General features: G+C 68.6%; 20 protein-coding genes. 8 read left to right on the top strand and 12 right to left on the bottom strand.

All coding sequences use genetic code 11. From position 1 onward, the window contains the following. Positions 1-83 precede the first annotated feature (83 nt). Complete coding sequence (locus QN239_RS03220) at positions 84-776, top strand: cutinase family protein (protein ID WP_499016532.1); 693 nt, start codon at positions 84-86, stop codon at positions 774-776. On the opposite strand, the gene QN239_RS03215 is transcribed toward QN239_RS03220, so the two are convergent. Further along, positions 773-1,810, bottom strand: coding sequence for an LLM class F420-dependent oxidoreductase (locus tag QN239_RS03215; RefSeq protein ID WP_499008153.1), 1,038 nt, complete (start codon positions 1,808-1,810; stop codon positions 773-775). The two genes, QN239_RS03220 and QN239_RS03215, sit on opposite strands and share 4 nt — an antisense overlap. After that, the gene (locus tag QN239_RS03210) at positions 1,807-2,205 is read right to left on the bottom strand and encodes a nuclear transport factor 2 family protein (protein ID WP_499008152.1); all 399 of its coding nucleotides are present in this window, start codon (positions 2,203-2,205) and stop codon (positions 1,807-1,809) included. The genes QN239_RS03215 and QN239_RS03210 overlap by 4 nt, the downstream gene beginning before the upstream one ends. Before the next feature lie 57 nt (positions 2,206-2,262). On the opposite strand from QN239_RS03210, the gene QN239_RS03205 reads away from it, so the two are divergent. After that, complete coding sequence (locus QN239_RS03205; RefSeq protein ID WP_499008151.1) at positions 2,263-2,838, top strand: PadR family transcriptional regulator; 576 nt, start codon at positions 2,263-2,265, stop codon at positions 2,836-2,838. Here the strand turns inward: QN239_RS03205 and QN239_RS03200 are convergent. After that, positions 2,815-3,036, bottom strand: a complete 222-nt coding sequence (locus tag QN239_RS03200; protein ID WP_090359297.1) for a hypothetical protein — start codon at positions 3,034-3,036, stop codon at positions 2,815-2,817. The two genes, QN239_RS03205 and QN239_RS03200, sit on opposite strands and share 24 nt — an antisense overlap. Positions 3,037-3,148: 112 nt before the next feature. Here QN239_RS03200 and QN239_RS03195 point away from each other — a divergent pair, with 112 nt between their 5' ends. Together QN239_RS03195 and helR are read left to right on the top strand one after the other, a co-directional pair. Continuing rightward, positions 3,149-3,832 carry an HxlR-like winged helix-turn-helix transcriptional regulator gene (locus tag QN239_RS03195; RefSeq protein WP_499008150.1) on the top strand — a complete coding sequence of 228 codons (684 nt, stop codon included), beginning with the start codon at positions 3,149-3,151 and terminating at the stop codon, positions 3,830-3,832. A 48-nt stretch (positions 3,833-3,880) separates the two neighbouring features. Further along, positions 3,881-6,055: an RNA polymerase recycling motor ATPase HelR gene (gene helR, locus QN239_RS03190; RefSeq protein WP_499008149.1), complete on the top strand. Its 2,175-nt coding sequence runs from the start codon at positions 3,881-3,883 to the stop codon at positions 6,053-6,055. Here the strand turns inward: helR and QN239_RS03185 are convergent. Beyond that, positions 6,029-6,838, bottom strand: coding sequence for a cutinase family protein (locus QN239_RS03185; RefSeq protein ID WP_499008148.1), 810 nt, complete (start codon positions 6,836-6,838; stop codon positions 6,029-6,031). The two genes, helR and QN239_RS03185, sit on opposite strands and share 27 nt — an antisense overlap. 583 nt (positions 6,839-7,421) lie before the next feature. Here QN239_RS03185 and QN239_RS03180 point away from each other — a divergent pair. Together QN239_RS03180 and QN239_RS03175 are read left to right on the top strand one after the other, a co-directional pair. Continuing rightward, a complete protein-coding gene (locus QN239_RS03180; protein WP_499008147.1) occupies positions 7,422-9,401 on the top strand; it encodes an MFS transporter in 1,980 nt (659 codons plus the stop codon). A gap of 13 nt (positions 9,402-9,414) precedes the next feature. Continuing rightward, on the top strand, positions 9,415-10,230 hold the full coding sequence (locus QN239_RS03175) for a glycoside hydrolase family 16 protein (protein WP_499008146.1): 816 nt from the start codon (positions 9,415-9,417) through the stop codon (positions 10,228-10,230). Position 10,231: 1 nt separating this feature from the next. On the opposite strand, the gene QN239_RS03170 is transcribed toward QN239_RS03175, so the two are convergent. Further along, on the bottom strand, positions 10,232-11,071 hold the full coding sequence (locus QN239_RS03170; RefSeq protein WP_499008145.1) for an SDR family oxidoreductase: 840 nt from the start codon (positions 11,069-11,071) through the stop codon (positions 10,232-10,234). Between the two features lie 134 nt (positions 11,072-11,205). On the opposite strand from QN239_RS03170, the gene QN239_RS03165 reads away from it, so the two are divergent. Then, complete coding sequence (locus tag QN239_RS03165) at positions 11,206-11,949, top strand: SDR family oxidoreductase (RefSeq protein ID WP_499008144.1); 744 nt, start codon at positions 11,206-11,208, stop codon at positions 11,947-11,949. A 3-nt stretch (positions 11,950-11,952) separates the two neighbouring features. Here QN239_RS03165 and QN239_RS03160 read toward each other — a convergent pair whose 3' ends face one another. Beyond that, a complete protein-coding gene (locus tag QN239_RS03160; RefSeq protein ID WP_499008143.1) occupies positions 11,953-12,807 on the bottom strand; it encodes an SDR family NAD(P)-dependent oxidoreductase in 855 nt (284 codons plus the stop codon). Positions 12,808-12,861: 54 nt separating this feature from the next. Between QN239_RS03160 and QN239_RS03155 the strand changes: the two genes are divergently transcribed. After that, the gene (locus QN239_RS03155) at positions 12,862-13,485 is read left to right on the top strand and encodes a TetR/AcrR family transcriptional regulator (RefSeq protein WP_499008142.1); all 624 of its coding nucleotides are present in this window, start codon (positions 12,862-12,864) and stop codon (positions 13,483-13,485) included. Here the strand turns inward: QN239_RS03155 and QN239_RS03150 are convergent. From QN239_RS03150 to QN239_RS03125, 6 genes are all read right to left on the bottom strand, one after another. After that, on the bottom strand, positions 13,430-14,587 hold the full coding sequence (locus QN239_RS03150) for an RNA polymerase sigma factor (protein WP_499008141.1): 1,158 nt from the start codon (positions 14,585-14,587) through the stop codon (positions 13,430-13,432). The two genes, QN239_RS03155 and QN239_RS03150, sit on opposite strands and share 56 nt — an antisense overlap. Next, entirely contained in the window at positions 14,587-14,994 is a 408-nt protein-coding gene (locus QN239_RS03145; protein WP_090359315.1) for a YciI family protein, read from the bottom strand. Before QN239_RS03145 ends, QN239_RS03150 begins: the two co-directional genes overlap by 1 nt. Positions 14,995-15,073: 79 nt before the next feature. Then, positions 15,074-15,439 (bottom strand): VOC family protein, encoded by a 366-nt coding sequence (locus QN239_RS03140; RefSeq protein WP_499008140.1) that lies wholly within the window; start codon positions 15,437-15,439, stop codon positions 15,074-15,076. 91 nt (positions 15,440-15,530) lie between these two features. Further along, positions 15,531-16,361, bottom strand: coding sequence for an LLM class F420-dependent oxidoreductase (locus tag QN239_RS03135; protein WP_499008139.1), 831 nt, complete (start codon positions 16,359-16,361; stop codon positions 15,531-15,533). Positions 16,362-16,364: 3 nt separating this feature from the next. After that, the gene (locus QN239_RS03130) at positions 16,365-16,532 is read right to left on the bottom strand and encodes a hypothetical protein (protein ID WP_090359320.1); all 168 of its coding nucleotides are present in this window, start codon (positions 16,530-16,532) and stop codon (positions 16,365-16,367) included. A gap of 113 nt (positions 16,533-16,645) precedes the next feature. Then, entirely contained in the window at positions 16,646-18,091 is a 1,446-nt protein-coding gene (locus QN239_RS03125) for a phospholipase D-like domain-containing protein (RefSeq protein ID WP_499008138.1), read from the bottom strand. Positions 18,092-18,127 lie beyond the last annotated feature (36 nt).

Genomic DNA, 18,127 nt, shown 5'->3' with positions numbered 1-18,127 from the left:
GGCGCCACCGCGGGTCGGGGACAAAGTGTGGAGCAGTTGTGAAAAATCGGATTGATCATTGGTTGGGCGCCGCGGCAGCGGCGGTGTGCGCGGCGGCGGGCTCACTCGCCGGCGCTGGTCAGGCTGTGGCAGATCCGGCCGGCGCGTGTCCGGACGTGCAGGTCGTCTTCGCGCGCGGGACGTTTGAGCCGGCAGGTATCGGCGGTACCGGCGGGGCGTTCGTGGATTCTCTCCGGGCCAAGACCCCGGGTAAGACGGTGGACGTCTACGCCGTGAACTACCCTGCCTCCCTCGATTTCTCGACGGCGGCCGACGGGGTGATCGACGCCAGCAACAAGGTGAAGGCCACCGCGTCCGCCTGCCCGGACACCAAGATCGTGCTCGGTGGTTTCTCGCAGGGTGCGGCGGTGGCCGCCTACATCACGGCCGATGCCGTGCCGGCGGGCTTCGCGCTGCCCTCGGGTCTCACCGGACCGATGCCGCCGTCGGTGGCCGATCACGTTGCCGCGGTGGCGCTGTTCGGCAAACCGTCCAGCGGCTTCCTGCAGATGATCTACACCGGCGCGCCACCGATCACCGTCGGCTCCCGGTATGCGGGCAAGACCGACGACCTGTGCATCCCGGAAGATCCGGTGTGCTCGCCGACCGGTCATGACCAGGGCGCCCACGGTTCGTACGCCGCCAGCGGCCTCACCGACCAGGCGGCCGACTACGTGGTCAGCCGGCTGGGCGGCCGTACCGCGGCCCAGCCCATCGACCAGGCCGGCCAGCGTTAAACCAGTTCGCGCAGCGTCTCGATCAGCTTGATCCGGGCGGCGGGCGTCTCGGCGATCGGCACGACGTTGAGTGCCGTCACACCCGCCTCCCGGAACGCGGCGACCCGCTCCTTGACGAATCCCGCTGAGCCGATGAGCGAGACATCGCGTACCAGCTCGTCGGGCACCGCCTTGGCGGCGGCCTCCTTCTCGCCGGCCAGGTAGAGCTCCTGGATGCGGTCGGCCCGCGGTCCGTAGCCGTAGCTGGTGGCCAGCGAGTGGTAGAAGTTCTTGCCCTTCGCGCCCATCCCGCCGATATACAGCGCCAGATGGGGTTTGACGAACTCGCGGAGCGGTTCGACGTCATCGCCGATGGCGAGCACCGGCCCGGCGTAGATGTCCAGTTCGCCCAGCGCCGGATCGCGCTTGGCACGCCCGGCCGCCAGCGCCCGGCCCCAGACGTCACCGGCCTTCTCCGGCAGGAAGAAGATGGGCTGCCAACCTTCGGCGATCTCGGCGGTCAGCTCAACGTTCTTGGGCCCCAGGGCGGCCAGCAGGATCGGGACCCGTTCCCGGACCGGCTCGTTGATCAGCTTGAGCGGTTTGCCCAGTCCGGTGCCGCGGTCCTTGGGCAGCGGGATGGTGTAGTGCTCACCGTCGAACTGCAGCCGTTCGCGACGCCAGACCTGCCGGCAGATCTGCACCACCTCGCGGGTCCGGGCGATCGGTGCGTCGTACGGCACCCCGTGGAAGCCCTCGATGACCTGCGGCCCGGAGGCTCCCAGGCCGAGGATGAACCGGCCGTCGGACACGTAATCCAGTCCGGCGGCCGTCATCGCGGTCAGGGTGGGGGTGCGGGTGTAGAGCTGCATGATGCCCGAGGCCAGTTGCACCCGTTCGGTGCTGGCCGCCAGATAGCCCAGTGCGCTCACCGCATCGAACGAGTACGCCTCCGGGACGAACACGATGTCCAAGCCGGCGCGTTCGAGGTCGGCGACCTCGGCCGCGACCTCTTTGAATCCGCCGGCGTAGTTGATACCCAGCCCGATCTTCATCGGTTCTGCACCTCCGCCAGCGCCTCGCGCTGGATCTGTTCGAACTGGGCGGCCATCGCCTCGGACAGCGCCTGCGCCCCGGAGAGCGGTCGGACCATCACCATGAAGTCGTCGATGAGGCCGGCGTCGTTGGTGTGGATGAAGTCGCAACCGGTGATCCGCTTACCGGACACCGTCGCCTCGAAGACCAGCGCGTGATCGTGTCCGTCGTTGATCTCGCGGATGTAGCGGAAGTCCTCGAAGACCCGCAGCACCCCGCGCAGGATGGCCGCGGTGATCGGTTTACCCGGATACGGCTTGAAGGCCACCGGGCTGGTGAACACCACATCGTCGGCCAGCTGGGCGGCCATCGCGTCGGGATCGCGGACTTCGACGGCTTGACGGAAGGGATGCATCCGGCACCTCACATAGTCACATTGTTGAATAGGTGTGGATGACAGTACAGTAGCCGGGTGGCACTACGCGACGCGGTGCTGGCCGCCCTGCTCGACGGTGAATCGTCGGGCTACGACCTGGCCAAGTCCTTCCACGCCTCGGTGGCCAACTTCTGGACCGCCACCCCACAACAGCTGTACCGAGAATTGGATCGACTGGCCGCCGATGGCCTCATCGAAGCCCGGGTCGTCCAGCAGGAACGCCGGCCCAACAAGCGGATCTTCTCGCTGACACCGGCCGGGCACGCGGCCATCATGGCGTTCACCGCCGCACCGCCGAAACCCTCGACCTTCCGCGACGAGTTGCTCATCAAGGTCAACGCCCTCGACGGCGGTGACGCTACCGCCGTCCGCGGCCTGGTGGCCGAGCAGCTCGCATGGTCACAGACCAAACTCGAACGCTACGAACGGATGCGGGTGCGCCTGCTCGCCGGCCGGGACGAGGACGACCATCTCGCCAACGGCACACGGATCGGCCCCTACCTGACCCTGCTGCGCGGCATCGCCTTCGAAGAGGAGAACATCCGCTGGGCGCAGCGCACGCTGTCGGTGCTCGACAGGCGCGCGGGGTCAGAGCCGATACATCTCGCGTGACATCGCAGCCTCTTCGATGACGCGGTCCCGCCTGGGCGGGTAGTACCGCCGCCGTCGCGCCCCGGGGTCCGGCTGCCCGGACTCGGCGATCCATTCGCGCGCCAGCACGTGCCCCAACCTCATCACCAGGGTCATCACCAGCCGGCGAGCCGGCCCAGCTGTGCCGGCATGGGTTCCGGCACCGATCGATGCAGCCATGACATCTCCTCGTCGTCTCTCCTGCCGGAAATCTAACATAAGAAATTGAAGTGAACACTATCTTATTTCAGTTCGCACAAGCATTAAGGAGCTCTGCGGTAGGCTTCTCGGCATGTCCCGGCGCAATTACGGTCAGTTCTGCGGTCTCGCCCACGCCCTCGATGTGGTGGGCGAACGCTGGACGCTGCTGATAGTCCGGGAGCTGGCATCCGGGCCGAAGCGGTACACGCAGCTCGCGGACGCGCTGACCGGTATCGGCACCAGCCTGCTGGCCACCCGGGTCCGGCAGCTGGAGGCCGACGGCGTGGTCGCACGCAAGCTCATCCTCGACCAGCCCAATGCGGCAGTGGCCTACGAACTCACCCCGTCGGGCATCGAACTCGCGCAGGCCACGGTCCCGCTCGCACTCTGGGGCGCGCGGCACCAGATGGCCGGCGTCGAGTCCGTCGAGGAGACCTTCCGCGCCGAGTGGGCGCTCGGCTTCCTGGCCGCCGCCGACGACGACGAGATACCCGCCGATTTCGCCGCGGTCTACCAGTTCCACATCGACGGCAGCACCGCCTGTCTGCACGTCCGCGACGGCCGGCTGCGGGTCAAGGCCGGCGCCGCCCCCGCGTCCGACGTCACCGTCCGGACCACCGCTGCGACGTTCCTCGCGATCGCCGGGCGACACCTCACCTTGGGTGAGGCCATCGCCAGGGGTGATCTGGAGGTCACCGGCGACGCCGACGCGATGGCCCAGCTGACCGGTATCGTCGAGCGGCGCCTGCCGGGCGGTGCGCCCCTGCGTGCCTGACTCCCCTGGCCTGGAACTCACGGACGCTCGGGCGCGTTGGGGGAAACTGTGACTAGCGGAGATTACGACGACGAACTGCGGTCGGAACGGCAGTACGTGGACCGCCTGTATACCCGGCTGGACACCGAGCGCTCGGCGGCCAAACAACGTTACGACGCCGCGCTGCGCGGTGATATCGACGCCCAGGACGGCGCCACACTGCTGGAACGCGATGTCGGCGTGCGGGCTCTCGCGCGGGAGATGAATCGCCTCGATGTCGCGGACAGCGGGCTGTGCTTCGGGCGGCTGGACTCCGATTCCGGCGAGCGGATGTACATCGGGCGGCTCGGCCTGTTCGATCCGGAGGACGGCTACGAGCCACTGCTGCAGGACTGGCGCGCCCCGGCATCGCGGGCGTTCTACACGGCCACCGCGGCGAACCCGGAGAGTATGCGGCTGCGGCGCCAATTCCGCACGCTCGGAAGGCGATTGGTCAGCTTCACCGACGAGGTGCTGGGCCGCCCCGATGCCGCCACCGGTGGGGACGCCGCGCTGCTGGCGGCGGTCAACGCCCCGCGCGGTGACGGGATGCGGGACATCGTCGCGACCATCCAGGCCGAACAGGACGAGATCATCCGGCTGGACCATCCCGGAGTGCTGGTGATCGAGGGTGGACCCGGCACCGGAAAGACCGTGGTGGCCCTGCACCGGGTGGCCTATCTGCTCTACACCCGCCGGGAGCAGATCGAGCGTCACGGCGCGCTGGTCGTCGGGCCGAGCCCGGCCTTCCTGGAGCACATCGGCCGGGTGCTGCCCTCCCTCGGCGAGACCGACGTGGTGTTCACCACCACCGGCGACCTGGTGCCCGGCCTGCGGGTCACCGCCGAGGACGCCCCCACCGTGGCGCGGATCAAGGGCTCGCTGCGCATGCTCGATGTGCTCGCCGCGGCGGTCGCCGACCGCCAACGCCTGCCCGAGGAGCCGCTGACCATCGAGCTCTCGGATGTCACGGTGCGCATCGACGCGGAGACGGCGCAGTGGGCCCGGGAAGAGGCGCGTGGCAGCGGCCATCCGCACAATCAGGCCCGCGCGGTCTTCATCGATATCGTCACCTACGTCCTGACCGAGCGGGCCATCGCCCGTATCGGCCGGGGCTGGCTGTCCCGGTCGGACAAGAACGCCTGGGAGCAGATGCGTACCGACCTGCTCGAGGATCTCGCCGAGAACACCGCGTTCCACGCCGCCATCGACGAGCTGTGGCCGCTGCTGACGCCGGAATCCGTTCTTTCGCAGCTGTATTCGTCGAAGGAGCGGTTGCGTGCCGCGGGTGCCGACGAGGCGCTCTGGCGGGCGGACGGACAGGCGTGGACGGTGTCGGACGTACCGCTGCTCGACGAACTGGTCGACCTGCTCGGCCGGGACAAGGCCGCCGACCGGGCCGCCGCCCGCGAACGCAAGAAGCAGGAGGCCTACGCCAAGGGCGTCCTGGACCTGATGGTCGCCCGCGAGGAACTGATGGACGATGAGGACCGGTTGCTCGCCCAGGACATCCTGGCGGCCGAGGACCTCGCCGACAGGTTCTCCGAACGCGATACCCGCGATCTCGTCGAACGCGCTGCCGCCGACCGGGATTGGACGTACCGGCATGTGGTGGTCGACGAGGCGCAGGAACTGTCCGAGATGGACTGGCGGGTGCTGATGCGGCGCTGCCCCGCACGGTCGTTCACCATCGTCGGCGATCTGGCCCAGCGCCGTTCCGAAGCCGGTGCGCGGTCCTGGGATGCCATGCTGGCACCGTACGTCCCGGGCCGGTGGGTGTACCGCTCGCTGTCGGTGAACTACCGAACCCCCGCGGAGATCATGGCCGTCGCGGCAGCCCTGCTCGCGGAGTTCGCACCCGAGGTGACCCCGCCGGAATCGGTGCGGGCATCAGGCTTCGCACCGTGGGCACGGCAGGTCGACGCGGGTGAACTACCTTCGGCGATAGCGCAGTTCGTGGCCGAGGAGGACCGCCTGCCCGGCACCTGCGTGGTGATCGGACCGCCCGGCGTGCCGGGCACCGTGCCCGCGTCACAGACCAAAGGCCTGGAGTACGACGCCGTACTGGTGGTCGAACCGCAACGGATCCTGGCCGAGGGCGGTACACGCGGATCCGCCGACCTCTACGTCGCGCTGACGCGTGCCACCCAGCGTCTCGGCGTGCTGCACACCGGTCCGCTACCGGAGGCTCTGCGCGGGCTGTAGTTCGGTGTCGGTTTGGTCGGCCAGCACCAGGTTGTACAGCGGCGCGCCCCAGGCGTGCAGACCGTCGGTGGCCGGCGCGTAGCCGGTGTGCACGGCGATACCGGCGGGGGACATGGCGTCCTGATCGGGGACGGCATCGCAGACCGGGTCGCCCACATCGCACACGCTGACGGTCCGCGCGCCGATCCGCGCCGGCAGCGTCGAGGTGTCCGTCGACGCCAGGAACGAATGCTCTTGTGCGACACCTTTACCCACACTTGGCGCCAGCGCCGCCGAACCCATGTTGATGGTGGTGTCGCCGGGCAGCCGGTCACCGTCGGCGACCAGCAGGGCAGCCACCACCTGGGGATCGTCGGCGAGGTCGTGCAGGTTGCGATGAATCACCATGGCGCCCTGCGAGTATCCCGCCAGGATCACCTTGGTCGTGGGGCACCGTGCGGTGAAGGCCGTCAGCTGATGGGCGGTGGCATCGGTGCCCGCATGCACGCTGTCCATGAAGTTCATCCACCCGCGTAGCCCGCCGTCGGCCGGGACGGGGGCGGCCGGGTACTGCACGGCTTCGGCGGTGAGGGTCCGCCCGCCGGCGGCCAGCGCCGAGCGCATCTGCAGATAGGACTGGTAGACCACATCGCCCATCCCGGCGTTGGCAGCCAGGGCGGCACCATCACGCTGGCCGGAGCCGGCGGCGCCGATCCAGTGGTAGTCCCCGCATCCGGGGGCTGCCGAGGCCGGGCCGGCGGACAGACCGATGAGACCGGGCGCGAGAAGCGCCCCCGCAACCACTGCTAACACCCGACGAATCACGAATACATGATCGTCACCAGCGGCTGCAGCGTTACGTGAGGTGCGGCACGCCGCCGTTGGCTACGGTGGCCACATGGCATCTGATGCGCTGGTCAGCTGGCTTGCCGACGCCGATCCTGCGCTGCGCGCTGGCAGGTCGAGCGCGACCTGATCAGGATGCCCGCCGGTGAACCCTCGAAGTGGCTGACGTTCTTCGGGACCAGGGTGCTCGACTGGTGGGCCGACCCCGATTCCCGCAGCTAATTAGTGTCCGTGAACGAAATACGCGGTTTGCTCGGCATCCCGAACTCGACCTGAGTCCGCCCAGGCGCGCGAAGACCGATAGCATTGACCTGTCTGCGCGGTTGACGATGCCGTTACCGCGATCGTCCCACCGATGAAAATGATTCTCGGCGTGGGTAATAGAACCGAGCTATCGACCATGGGGCAATCCCGGGCAACGCCCGGGAACAAATGCCCGCCCGAAGGAGTTGCAGCGACACGTGGCCGACCCGAACCGGATGTCCAGCCGGCCGCTTACCGTGCCGAGTTGCCAGCAAATTCACAGTTTCGGGCTGTTCTGATGCGCCAAGGACCTCTGGCCGGACGGTATCCGGCCGTGGCCGCCATGGTCACGCTGGCGCTCATCCCCTATCTCGCGCTGTCGGCGGCACTCGATCCGCTGGTGCCGATCATCTCCGCAGATCTGCACATGACCGCCCAGCAGATGAGCCTGTCCGCCGGGCTGGGCAACGCTGCCTATGCCGTGGGCACGGTGCTCGCGGTCCAGTTCGCCCAGCACCTGCCCCAGCGCCGGATGCTGCTCGGCTACGCCGTGCTGCTCGTCGTGGGTTCGGTGCTGGCCGCCTCGGCGCAAAACGCGGGGATGTTCATCGGCGGTCACGTCCTGCAGGGGCTGGCCACCAGCATGCTGCTCATCGCGGCCGCGCCGCCGCTCACCATCGGCTTCCCCCGCGACAAGCTGCGCAACACCGCCGTCATCATGAACATGTGCGTGTTCGGGGCCGTCGCACTCGGTCCGTTCGTCGGCGGTGTGCAGGCCGAATCGCATGCCTGGCGACCGCTGTTCTGGATCGTCGCCGCGATCGCATTGACGGCGCTCATCCTGGCCGCCCTCACCTTCGACGACGCGCCGCCCGCCGACCCGAACGCACCGCGCGACCTGTGGGCGATCGCCCTGGCCACCGCCGGCTGCACCGCGGCATTCGTCGGCGCCGCACAACTGACCACCCACGGTTTCGGCGATATGGCCGTGACGGGCCCCATGCTCGGCGGCCTGGCGCTGATCGTCGCGCTGATCGTCTACCAGTTCCGGGCCCGCCGCCCGCTGCTGACCATCCGCACCATGCTCACCAGTTCCATCCCGGTCGCCGGCGTCGGCGTCGCCTTGTTCGCCGCAGCCGCATCGGTGGCCGCCACCGCGCTGACCGCCAACGTCTTCCTGCTGAGCTTCAGCCCCGTACAGGTCGGGCTGATCTATCTGCCCGAGCTGGGCGGCGCGGTGGTGATGGCCGTGGTGTTCGGCATCGTGATCTCCCGGCGTGCGATGCACTACCTGCCGCTGGTCGGGATGGCGCTGCTGGCCGCCGGGATCCTGGTGTTCCGGCTGTCGTTACCGGGCAATCAGCCGCTGGCCCTGCTCGGCTCGGCGCTGACCGGTCTGGCACTGGGGGCCACAGTGGCGCCGGCCTTGTTCGTGGCCGGTTTCTCGCTTCAGTCCAACAGCCTGCAGCGGGTGTTCGCCATCATCGAGTTGCTGCGCGCCGTCGCGGCGTTCATGGTGGCGCCGATCTTCGCCCACTTCGCGGCGACCGCCGCGGACGACCTGGTCACCGGCACCGGTATCGCCCTGTGGATCGGGTTCGGGCTGTCGATCGCCGGCGCCGTCTTCGGTGTCGCCGTCTACGCACTGAGCGGAGCCCGCCCGCAGACCCCCGACCTGGACCTGTTCTTGGACGGTGAATCCCCGGCCTGGTACTCGCCGCCGCTGCTGGCGCGCCTGCGCGGCCTTCCGGCGCCGGCGCCGGAGGCCGAACCGGCACCGGCCGTGGCACCACCGCCACCCTCCTTCGCCACCGACTCCCCCGGCCCCGTGGTCATCGCCTACGACGGCACCGAGCGGGCCGCCGCCGCCATCACCGCAGCCGCGGCGGCGCTGCCACCCGGCCGCCAGGCCCTCGTGCTGTGCGTCTGGCAGCCCGTCGACGTCGGATTCACCCCCGCCGACGGCCGCCATCTGGATGCCGACAAAGCCGCTGAGGTGCGCCGATCCGCCGAGCAGACCGCCGCCTATGGCGCAACGCTGGCCGCCGAGGCAGGATTTGCGGTGTGCAGTAAGGCAGTCGAGGCGTCGCCGACCTGGCATGGCATCGTCGCGACGGCCAAGGAACACCACGCAAGCCTGATCGTGCTCGGACCGCACCGTCGCAACGGATTACTGGGCCACCTGCAGGGCAGCGTCGCGGCGGCGGTCGTCGCGCACACCGATATCCCGGTGCTGATCGTCCCGCAGGCCTCGAATCTCGTTGCGGTCGGCGACTGAACGGAGTCCCCAGATGAATCGTCGCGACATGATGTTGCTGACCGGTATCGGCGCGCTGACCGCCGCCATGCCCACGCCCTTGGCGCAGGCCGCCCCTGTCGCTCCCCCGCCCGCCGCGCCGGCTGGCGGCTACCTGTTCGCCGACGAGTTCGACGGGCCAGCCGGTTCGGCGCCCGACGCGTCGAAATGGGAAGTGGCGCTGGCCCGCGAGTCGATGGAGGATCCGACGTTCTGGGAGCTGCCCGGCAATGTCGGTCAGTACCGCGATGATCGCCGCAATGTTTTCGTCGACGGCAAGTCCAACCTGGTGTTCCGCGCCGCGAAAGACGGCAACACCTTCTACAGCGGCAAGCTGTTCGGGAAGTGGCGGGGCGGCATCGGGCACAACTGGGAAGCCCGGATCAAGCTGAACTGCCTCACCCCGGGCAGCTGGCCGGCCTGGTACCTGGCCAACAACGACCCCACCATCGGTGGGGAGGTCGACATCATGGAGTGGTACGGCAACGGCAAATGGGCCCCCGGTACCGCGGTGCACGCCAAGCTCAACGGCGGCGAGCACGTCAGCCAGACGATCAGCGTCGACAGTGCGTGGCACACGTGGCGGGTGCAGTGGGATGACGCGGGTATGCGGTTCTGGCGGGACTACACCGACGGTGCCCAGCCGTATTTCAACGTGCCCGCGCATGCGCTACCGGACTGGCAGTTCAATCAGCCTGGCTACCAACTGTTTCCGGTGCTGGATCTGGCGGTGGCCGGGTCCGGCGGTGGCGACCCGGGCGCCGGGACCTATCCGGCCGACATGCTCGTCGATTACGTGCGAGTCTGGTGACTCAGGCTTTTTCGGCTGCGACCCGGACACGTTCGCGCATGGACGCGACCACTCCGCCGTCGTTGAGGATGTCGGTGCCGGTCAGGTAGCCCGCCCGGTCGCTGGCGCAGAAGGCGAACAGTTCGGCCATCTCCTCGGCCTTGCCCCAGCGGGGCACGGCGAAGTCGGCCACCATGGCCCCGGCCCCCGCGTCCGCTTCCAGCTTCCCCATCTCGGTGTCCACCGACCCCGGGGACACCGAGACGATCCGCAGCCCGCGGGTGTTGAAACGTTCGGCCTGAGATGACGTGTACCACTTCACGAAGCCCTTGCTCACCGCGTAGGACATCCCGGAGCGAGCCTCCTCCGGGGCGATCGCGTACGCCGCCCGCATCGCGTCGGCGAAGGCGGGAGCGTCGGTCAGCGCCAGGGGGAACTGTGCTGCCGGAATGAGTTCCTCGGGCATCAGATAGGCCGCCATCGACGCGACATTGACGATCACCGAGCCCTCGCCCGCGATGGCGAAAAAGGCCTCGTTGACGTTGACGGTGCCCAGGGCGTTGGTCCGCATCACGTAATCGGCGTCGCCCATGCTGGGGCTCACACCCGCGGTGTGGATCACCGAGGCGATCGCCCCCAGCCTCGCCGCGGTCTCGAACAATGCCCCCACCGCCGCCCGGTCGGTGACATCGCAGTGCACCGCGGTGGCCGGCACTCCGAGATTGGACAATTCGGCGGTCGCGGCGGCCAGCCGGTCTGCCCTGTTGTCGGCCAGCACCACGGTGTGGTCCCGCCCGACGATCTTGGCCGTGGCCCGTCCCATACCGCCCGCGCCACCTGTGATCACCGACACTCCACTCATAGTTAGACCGTATACGTAATTCGCGGGCACGTGTAGACCTCATCGCGGACTACCACGGATTTTCAAGGGCTCGGCCGAGTGCCACCCGGGGGCAGGCTGATACCAGGTACACACCTCTGGCAAGGAGAACAATCATGAGGATCACGGTGTTCGGAGCATCCGGGCTCATCGGCTCGCAGGTCGTCGAACTGCTCACCGTGGCCGGCCATGACGTGGTGGGCGCATCGTTGCGTACCGGCGCAAACGTGCTGACCGGCGAAGGCCTCGCCGAGGCGTCCAACGGTGCCGACGTCCTCATCGACGTCACCAACTCGCCGTCCTTCGAGGACGAGCCCGTGCTCGCGTTCTTCACCGCCTCGTCGACGAATCTGGTTCAGACGGCCCGGGGCGCCGGCGTCGGGCATTATGTGGCGCTGTCCATCGTGGGCACCGACGGCCTGCCCGACAGCGGCTACCTGCGGGCGAAGGTGGCTCAGGAGCGGATCATCACCGACTCCGGCCTACCGCACACCATCGTGCGGGCGACGCAATTCCACGAATTCGGCGGCGCGATCACCGATTCCCTGCGTTCCGGTGACGTGATCCACGCTCCGGACGCCCGGATCCAGCCGATCGCGTCGGCCGAGGTCGCCGCCGAACTTGCCCGGGTGGCCCAACGGCCGCCGATCAACGGCATCGTCAACATCGGTGGGCCGGAGAAGCTCAGCTTCGCCGAACTGGTCCGCGCGGTACTTGCGCAGCGCGGTGAGGACACCCCGCTGGTCATCGATCCGGCGGCCACGTACTTCGGCACGGTCGTCGACCAGGACAGCCTGGTGACCGGGCCTGCAGCGGTGCTCGCCCAGACCCGGTTCACCGATTGGCTGGCCACCCAGTAGCGGTCAGGCCGGGAAATCGACCGGATAGGGCTCGGCGAAATCCGCCGACCGCCCCACGGCGGCCCATTTGCGGTCCTCGGCGAGGAGGAGTTCGTCCTGGCGGATCGAGCCCTCCACGGCGTTCACCCCCAGCGGCAGGTGATACGGAAGGTCGTCCCGGCGTGACAGCCGGACCAGGATCTCGGCGGCGCGGACCGGATCACCCGCGGTGACCGCCCCCGTCCTTCGCACGGTGTTCATGGCGCCCACCGTGCTCGCGTACCGCTCGGGGATGTCGGCCACCTCCATCGAGGCACCGGCCCAATCGGTCGCGAACCCGCTCGGTTCGACGACGAGCAGCTTGATACCGAACGGGGCCGTCTCGGTCTGCAGCACCCGCGAGAATCCGTCGATCGCGAATTTCGCGGCCTGATACGACGCGATACCCGCCGATCCGCCGACCCGGCCGCCCATCGAGGAGAACTGGATGATCAGCCCGCCGCCCTGGGCGCGCAGTACCGGGATGGCGGCCTTCGACACGTGCACGACACCCCAGAAGTTCGTCTCGAACTGGGCGCGGAAGTCGGCGTCGTCGCCGGTCTCGATGGGTGCCACGTTGGCGTAGCCGGCGTTGTTGACCACGACGTCGAGGCGGCCGAACCGTTCGCGCGCGGACGCGATCGCCGCGCGAGCCGCGTCCGGGTCGGTGACATCCAGTGGCAGCGCGGCGATCCGATCGCCGTAGCCGCCCACCAGGTCGTCGAGTTGTTCGGGTCGGCGTGCGGTGGCCGCGACACGGTCACCGGCGGCCAGTGCGGCACGCACCAGCTCGCGACCGAACCCGCGGGAGGACCCTGTGACGAACCAGACCTTGCTCATGTCTTCTCTCCTGTCCCTCACAAGTGAGAGTTTGACTATCACATAGTCTGGAACATGTCGGCGCGGAATCTATTCCCGTATGACCAGACCAGGGAGGTGCACGTGCGCCGGGATGCCACCAGCAACCGTGAGAAGCTCGTCACGGCGGCCGAGCAGGTATTCGCCGAACACGGCCCGGACGCCACGCTCGACGACATCGCCACCGCGGCCGGCGTGGGCCCGGCGACGCTGTACCGCCGGTTCGCCAACAAGGAGGCCCTGGTACGGGAGGTGCTCGCAGGATTCTTTCAGCGGCTCATCGATGCCGCGGGCGTCGCCGAGCAGGCGCCCGCGGAAGAGGGCGTGGAATTGTTCCTGCGGACCGTCGGGGTGGAATTGGCCGAGAAGTCGGGACTGTCGGCGCCGGTGTGGGGCGACCTGGCGCCGCGCACGCTGGTGGACGAGCTGCGTCGGCGCGCCACCGGACTGCTCACCCGCGCCCAACAAGCCGGCGCCGTGCGCGCCGACCTCACCCCCGACGACATCACCATCGCCGTGTGGGCGCTGCGCGGCGTGATCCAGTCCGAGCGCATCGACCCGGCCCACCGTGGGCGGCAGCGCTGGGAACGCCACCTCGACACGATCATGCGGGGTTTCCGTCCCCCAGCCGCTGCCGCAGGGTCGCCGCGCGGATCGTGAGATGGTGGCGTTCGGCAAGGTTGTCCGCCTCGGCCGCCGCACGCGCGTAAAGATCTGCCGCCGTTGCGGTTTCACCCGCCCGCTCGTGCAGGTGCGCCGCCGCGGCGGTGTAACGGGGCAGCGCGGGATCCAGCTCGACCAGTGCGGCCAGCCCGGCGTGCGGCCCATCGGCCTCACCCACCGCCACCGCGCGGTTGAGTCGCACCACCGGGCTGTCGGTGAGCCCGACCAGTTCGTCGTACCACTCGACAATCTGCACCCAGTCGGTCTCACCTACGGTCTGCGCGTCGGCGTGCAGGGCAGCAATGGCAGCCTGAGCCTGATACTCCCCCAATCGGTCCCGGGCCAGCGCCGTCTGCAGGATGTCGACGCCCTCGGCGATCAGGTCGCGCCGCCACAGCCCACGGTCCTGTTCCGCCAGCGGGATGAGAGTCCCGTCGGGCCTCGTGCGGGCCGGCCGTCGCGCATGATGCAGCAGGAACAGCGCCAGCAGTCCGGCCACCTCCTCGTCGGGCGTGGCGGCGGCCAGCTGCCGGGCCAGCCGGATGCCCTCCTCGGCGAGATCCAGCTCGCCGCTGTAGCCCTCGTTGAAGACCAGGTAGAGCACCTTGAGCACCGTGTGCAGATCGCCGCGCCGGACCAGGCCGGCGGCGCCGACGGTGCGCTTGGCCCGGCTGATCCGCTGTGCCATGGTCGATTCCGGAACCAGGTAGGCCGCCGCGATCTGACGGCTGGTCAGCCCGCCCACCGCGCGCAGCGTCAGCGCGACGGCGGAGGCGGGAGTCAGGTCCGGATGGGCACACAGGAAGTACAGGTCCAGCGTGTCGTCCACCGCGACGGCCGGACCGGACGAAGGCTGTTCCGCGACAAGAACTTCGCGATTCTGTCGGGCCGCGTCGGAGCGGGCCAGGTCCAGGAAGCGGCGCCACGCCGTGGTGATCAGCCAGCCCTTGGGATCGTCCGGCGGACGCTCCTGCCACGTCTTCAGCGCCCGGATCAGCGCCTCCTGGACCGCATCCTCGGCTGCCGCGAAATCCGCACCCCGGTGGACCAGCGCCGCCAGCACACCGGGGATCAGATCGCGCAACCGCGCCTCGTCCACTAGTCAGCGACGCACGGCGTGTGATTGAGCAACGGCCGAAGTTCCAGCCATTCGTGAATCGCCGCACCACCCGCGCCGGGTGCGGCCGACAATTCCGCGGCCAGCTCGACTGCCCGCTCGTAGCTGTCGACGTCGATCATCATCCAGCCGGCGATGAGATCCTTGGTCTCGGCGAAAGGGCCATCGGTGACCGGTGGTTTTCCTTCACCGCCGGAGCGCACCCAGGTCCCTCCCGGGGCCAACGCCTGGCTGTCGACGTATTCGCCGGTGCCCTGTAGCCGCCCGGCGAATTCGTTCATGTACGCGATGTGCGCCTCGACCTCGGCGGGCGTCCACTGGTCCATCGGCACGTTGTTGACCGACGCCGGCGCCCCCCGGTAGTGCTTCAGCAGTAGGTACTTGGCCATGACATTCTCCCTCCGGTTCGCGACCCTAGCGGTCGCCTCACCATGGAGACGGAGCTGCCGCGCGTTTCACGACATCACTTCACGGCCGGAACAGCACCGTGATGCAGAACGGGTGGCCCGCCGGGTCGATCAGTACCCGCCACTTCTCCGGGTTGGGCTGGATTTCGGCCTTGGTGGCCCCCAACGCCAGGATTCGGGTCTCCTCCACGTCGAGGTTGGCGACGGCCAGGTCCAGGTGCACCTGCTTGGGCACCTGCCCGCCGGGCCAGGTCGGCGGGCGATGGTCCTCGACACGCTCGAAGCTCAACAGGAACCCCGCTCCCTCCAGCGCGACGACGTCCGCGGTGGACAGCACCACTTTGAGCCCCAGCACCTCCCGATAGAAATCACCGAGTGCCGCCGGGTCCGGGCAATCCACCGCCACCGCGCCCAACCGAATGCTCACGACCACCCCCGTCAGTACGTCAGACCGGACGCGCACCCGCACGCCCGGTTACCTGACAACAACCTGACAGTAATTGCTCTTCCGGGCCCTGCTACCCGCGGTACTTCGCCACCGTGCCGGCGTAGTCGTCGAGGAGGCGCAGCGCCTCGTCGCGCGGCAGGCTCGGCAGCAACAGGTTCAGTTGCCCGAAGCCGAGGCGCTCCAAGGCGGACCAGTACTCGGGGTCGAGCGGGATGCCGAACGTGCTCAGCGGCACATCGTGGCCGGCGCCCTCGCGCAGCTGCTCGACACGTCGGGTCAGGTGCTCCACGGGCGCCTGAGTGGTGATCCACCCCGCACCGTGCCGGATCACCCGCTTGACGGTGGCATCCGAGTCGCCACCGATGAGGATCGGCGGGTGCGGCGTCTGTACCGGCTTGGGCCGCAGGTAGGACGCATCGAAGTCCACGTACTTACCGTGGTACTCGGCGGGCTCGGTGGTCCACAGCGCCTTGATGGCTTCGATCCGCTCGTCCAGCAGCGCGCCGCGGGTCTTCGGGTCGGTGCCGTGATGGCGCAGCTCCTCCAGATTCCACCCGGCGCCGACGCCGAAGACGAAGCGGCCGTGGGAGATCAGGTCGATGCTGGCGGCTTCTTTCGCGGTGATGATCGGGTCGCGCTGGATGAGCAGCGCAATACCGGTGATCAGCTGGATCCGGGAGGTGACAGCCGCGGCCGCCGCGAGCGTGACGAACGGGTCCAGGGTCCGGTAATAGATATCGGGCAGCTCGCCGCCCAACGGGTACGCCGATTCCCGGCTGGCCGGGATATGCGTGTGTTCGGCGATGGCCAGCGCGTCGAAACCCCGTTCCTCGATGGCCTGGGCCAGCGTGACGGTGTCGATGGTGTCATCGGTCACGAAGGTCGAGATTCCGAACTTCATCGATCAGCGACCGTTGCCGAAGGTCGCGGTCACCTGACCGGTGGTGGCACGCTGCTGGTTGTCGTGCACCCACTCGTGATGGGCGATATCGGCCTGCGCGGGCGCAGCCAGTCCGACGACGGCGGCGGCGAACGCGGTGGCAATGACTCCGGCGAATCCAAACTTCTTCATTTCCAATCCCTTTCATGGGAGGCTCGGGTTGCTTCTGGCCTGGATAACGCCCTGCCCGGCCCGGTAATTCCGATGGCAGAAATTGACCGCCGAGTGGCAGTCGCACCGGCCGTTCACCAGCGCGAGTTGCCCAGCCTGGTGAGGAGTCGCCGCAGGCTGGTGGCCAGTGAGCTGGGCACGTGGTCGGGATCCATCAGCTCGTTCTCCGCGAGCGGACTGCCTTCGCCGGCGACCGTGTCCGCGGTGAACCGGCGCAGCGTCCTGCCCTCGCCGATCAGTGCCTCGGCGGCCTGCAGGAAGGTCGCGCCGTCCTCCAGTGCTGCGTCGAAGTCGCCGGCGTCGACACCCAGATGTTCGCTGATCAGCCGGTTCCGGAAAGCGGTGACCGTCTGCCGGAGGGCGCCCTCTGCCGGGCCCGACTCGATGGCCACATCGCACTCGCTGTCGAAGCCCATCGATCGGTTGTTCAGGTTGGACGAGCCGATACGCAGCAACCTGTCATCGACAACCAGGATCTTGGAATGGACATAGATCGGCGCGCCGGCTTCGGTCACCGGCCAGTAGACGCCCAGCCGGTGCTGGTTGTCGGCAGCCCAGAGCTTTTCGAGCAGCAGCTTGCGCGCGCTGTCCATCGATTCCTGCTCCAACCGGCTCTCGGACCGGCGGGGCAGCACGATGACGATCTCCGGCCCGTCCGGGTCCCGTAGCCGCTCGGCGAGCGCTTCGGCGAGACGCCGGGAAGCCAGGTATTGATTCTCCAGATAGACGGTCCGCCGGGCCGCCGCGATGGCCGCCAGGTTCAGCGCCTCCACCTCGCGTACCTCGTCGCGGCCCGGGAGGTCCGGGATGGTCCGCGCGATACCCACCCCGACATCGGTCGCGTCGGGGTCCAGACCGCGCGGCCACGCCTGGTTCGTCACCTCCAGCCGGTCCAGAGACTGACCGGTGGCCGCCTCCCATCGGTCCCGGGCGAGATCACCCAGCCCGCTCGCGGCCGCACCGTCGACCGCCGCGGCGATCTCGTGCCGAGGGCCGTAGTCCCGGCGGAACACGCTGTCATCCAAGTGTTCTGAGGTATCCCAGCGTCCCAACGTGAGGTCGATACCACCACAGAAGGCCAGCACGTCGTCGATGACCACGATCTTCTGGTGGTGGACCGCACCGGTGGGATGCCGGCCGTCCACCGCGAATCGGATTCGCCTGCCGCTGAGCCGATTCAACACCGTCACCGGCGTCAGCCCGTACCAGAGATCGTCGAACACCGGAAGCAGCCGCAGATTGGACTTCAGGACGTGGATCTCCAGGCCGGGCCGCTTCCACAACAGCCAGTAGAGAAGAGCCCCCAACTGATTGGGCCCGGGCAGCGTGATCTCGCCCTGCTCCATGGTGGTCCTGCCGTCGAAATCCCAGCCGATCAGCATGATCCGATGGCGGGCACGCAGCATCGCGGCCTTGACGTGCCGTAAGTAGTCCGCGCCGTCGACGATGAAGGCGACCTTGTCGGCGTGTTCCACCCGCCAGCACGTCCGGCCCGGCTGGAGCACGAAATCGCCAGACACAGCCGCTGTCTACCACACGAGCGCAGGTGGCGCTGG

It is taken from the genome of Mycolicibacterium sp. Y3 (genome assembly GCF_051188035.1).
GTDB lineage: Bacteria > Actinomycetota > Actinomycetes > Mycobacteriales > Mycobacteriaceae > Mycobacterium > Mycobacterium fluoranthenivorans.
The sequence above is the reverse complement of the archived record's forward strand: the minus strand, read 5'-3'. Positions and strand labels throughout refer to the sequence as shown.

Bases quoted from the DNA above. Each gene is read 5' to 3' on its own strand.
- QN239_RS03215 (WP_499008153.1), bottom strand. From the start codon at position 1,810: ATGAAGATCGGGCTGGGTATCAACTACGCCGGCGGATTCAAAGAGGTC.
- QN239_RS03210 (WP_499008152.1), bottom strand. From the start codon at position 2,205: ATGCATCCCTTCCGTCAAGCCGTCGAAGTCCGCGATCCCGACGCGATG.
- QN239_RS03200 (WP_090359297.1), bottom strand. From the start codon at position 3,036: ATGGCTGCATCGATCGGTGCCGGAACCCATGCCGGCACAGCTGGGCCG.
- QN239_RS03195 (WP_499008150.1), top strand. From the start codon at position 3,149: ATGTCCCGGCGCAATTACGGTCAGTTCTGCGGTCTCGCCCACGCCCTC.
- QN239_RS03180 (WP_499008147.1), top strand. From the start codon at position 7,422: ATGCGCCAAGGACCTCTGGCCGGACGGTATCCGGCCGTGGCCGCCATG.
- QN239_RS03175 (WP_499008146.1), top strand. From the start codon at position 9,415: ATGAATCGTCGCGACATGATGTTGCTGACCGGTATCGGCGCGCTGACC.
- QN239_RS03170 (WP_499008145.1), bottom strand. From the start codon at position 11,071: ATGAGTGGAGTGTCGGTGATCACAGGTGGCGCGGGCGGTATGGGACGG.
- QN239_RS03165 (WP_499008144.1), top strand. From the start codon at position 11,206: ATGAGGATCACGGTGTTCGGAGCATCCGGGCTCATCGGCTCGCAGGTC.
- QN239_RS03160 (WP_499008143.1), bottom strand. From the start codon at position 12,807: ATGAGCAAGGTCTGGTTCGTCACAGGGTCCTCCCGCGGGTTCGGTCGC.
- QN239_RS03155 (WP_499008142.1), top strand. From the start codon at position 12,862: ATGTCGGCGCGGAATCTATTCCCGTATGACCAGACCAGGGAGGTGCAC.
- QN239_RS03145 (WP_090359315.1), bottom strand. From the start codon at position 14,994: ATGGCCAAGTACCTACTGCTGAAGCACTACCGGGGGGCGCCGGCGTCG.
- QN239_RS03135 (WP_499008139.1), bottom strand. From the start codon at position 16,361: ATGAAGTTCGGAATCTCGACCTTCGTGACCGATGACACCATCGACACC.
- QN239_RS03130 (WP_090359320.1), bottom strand. From the start codon at position 16,532: ATGAAGAAGTTTGGATTCGCCGGAGTCATTGCCACCGCGTTCGCCGCC.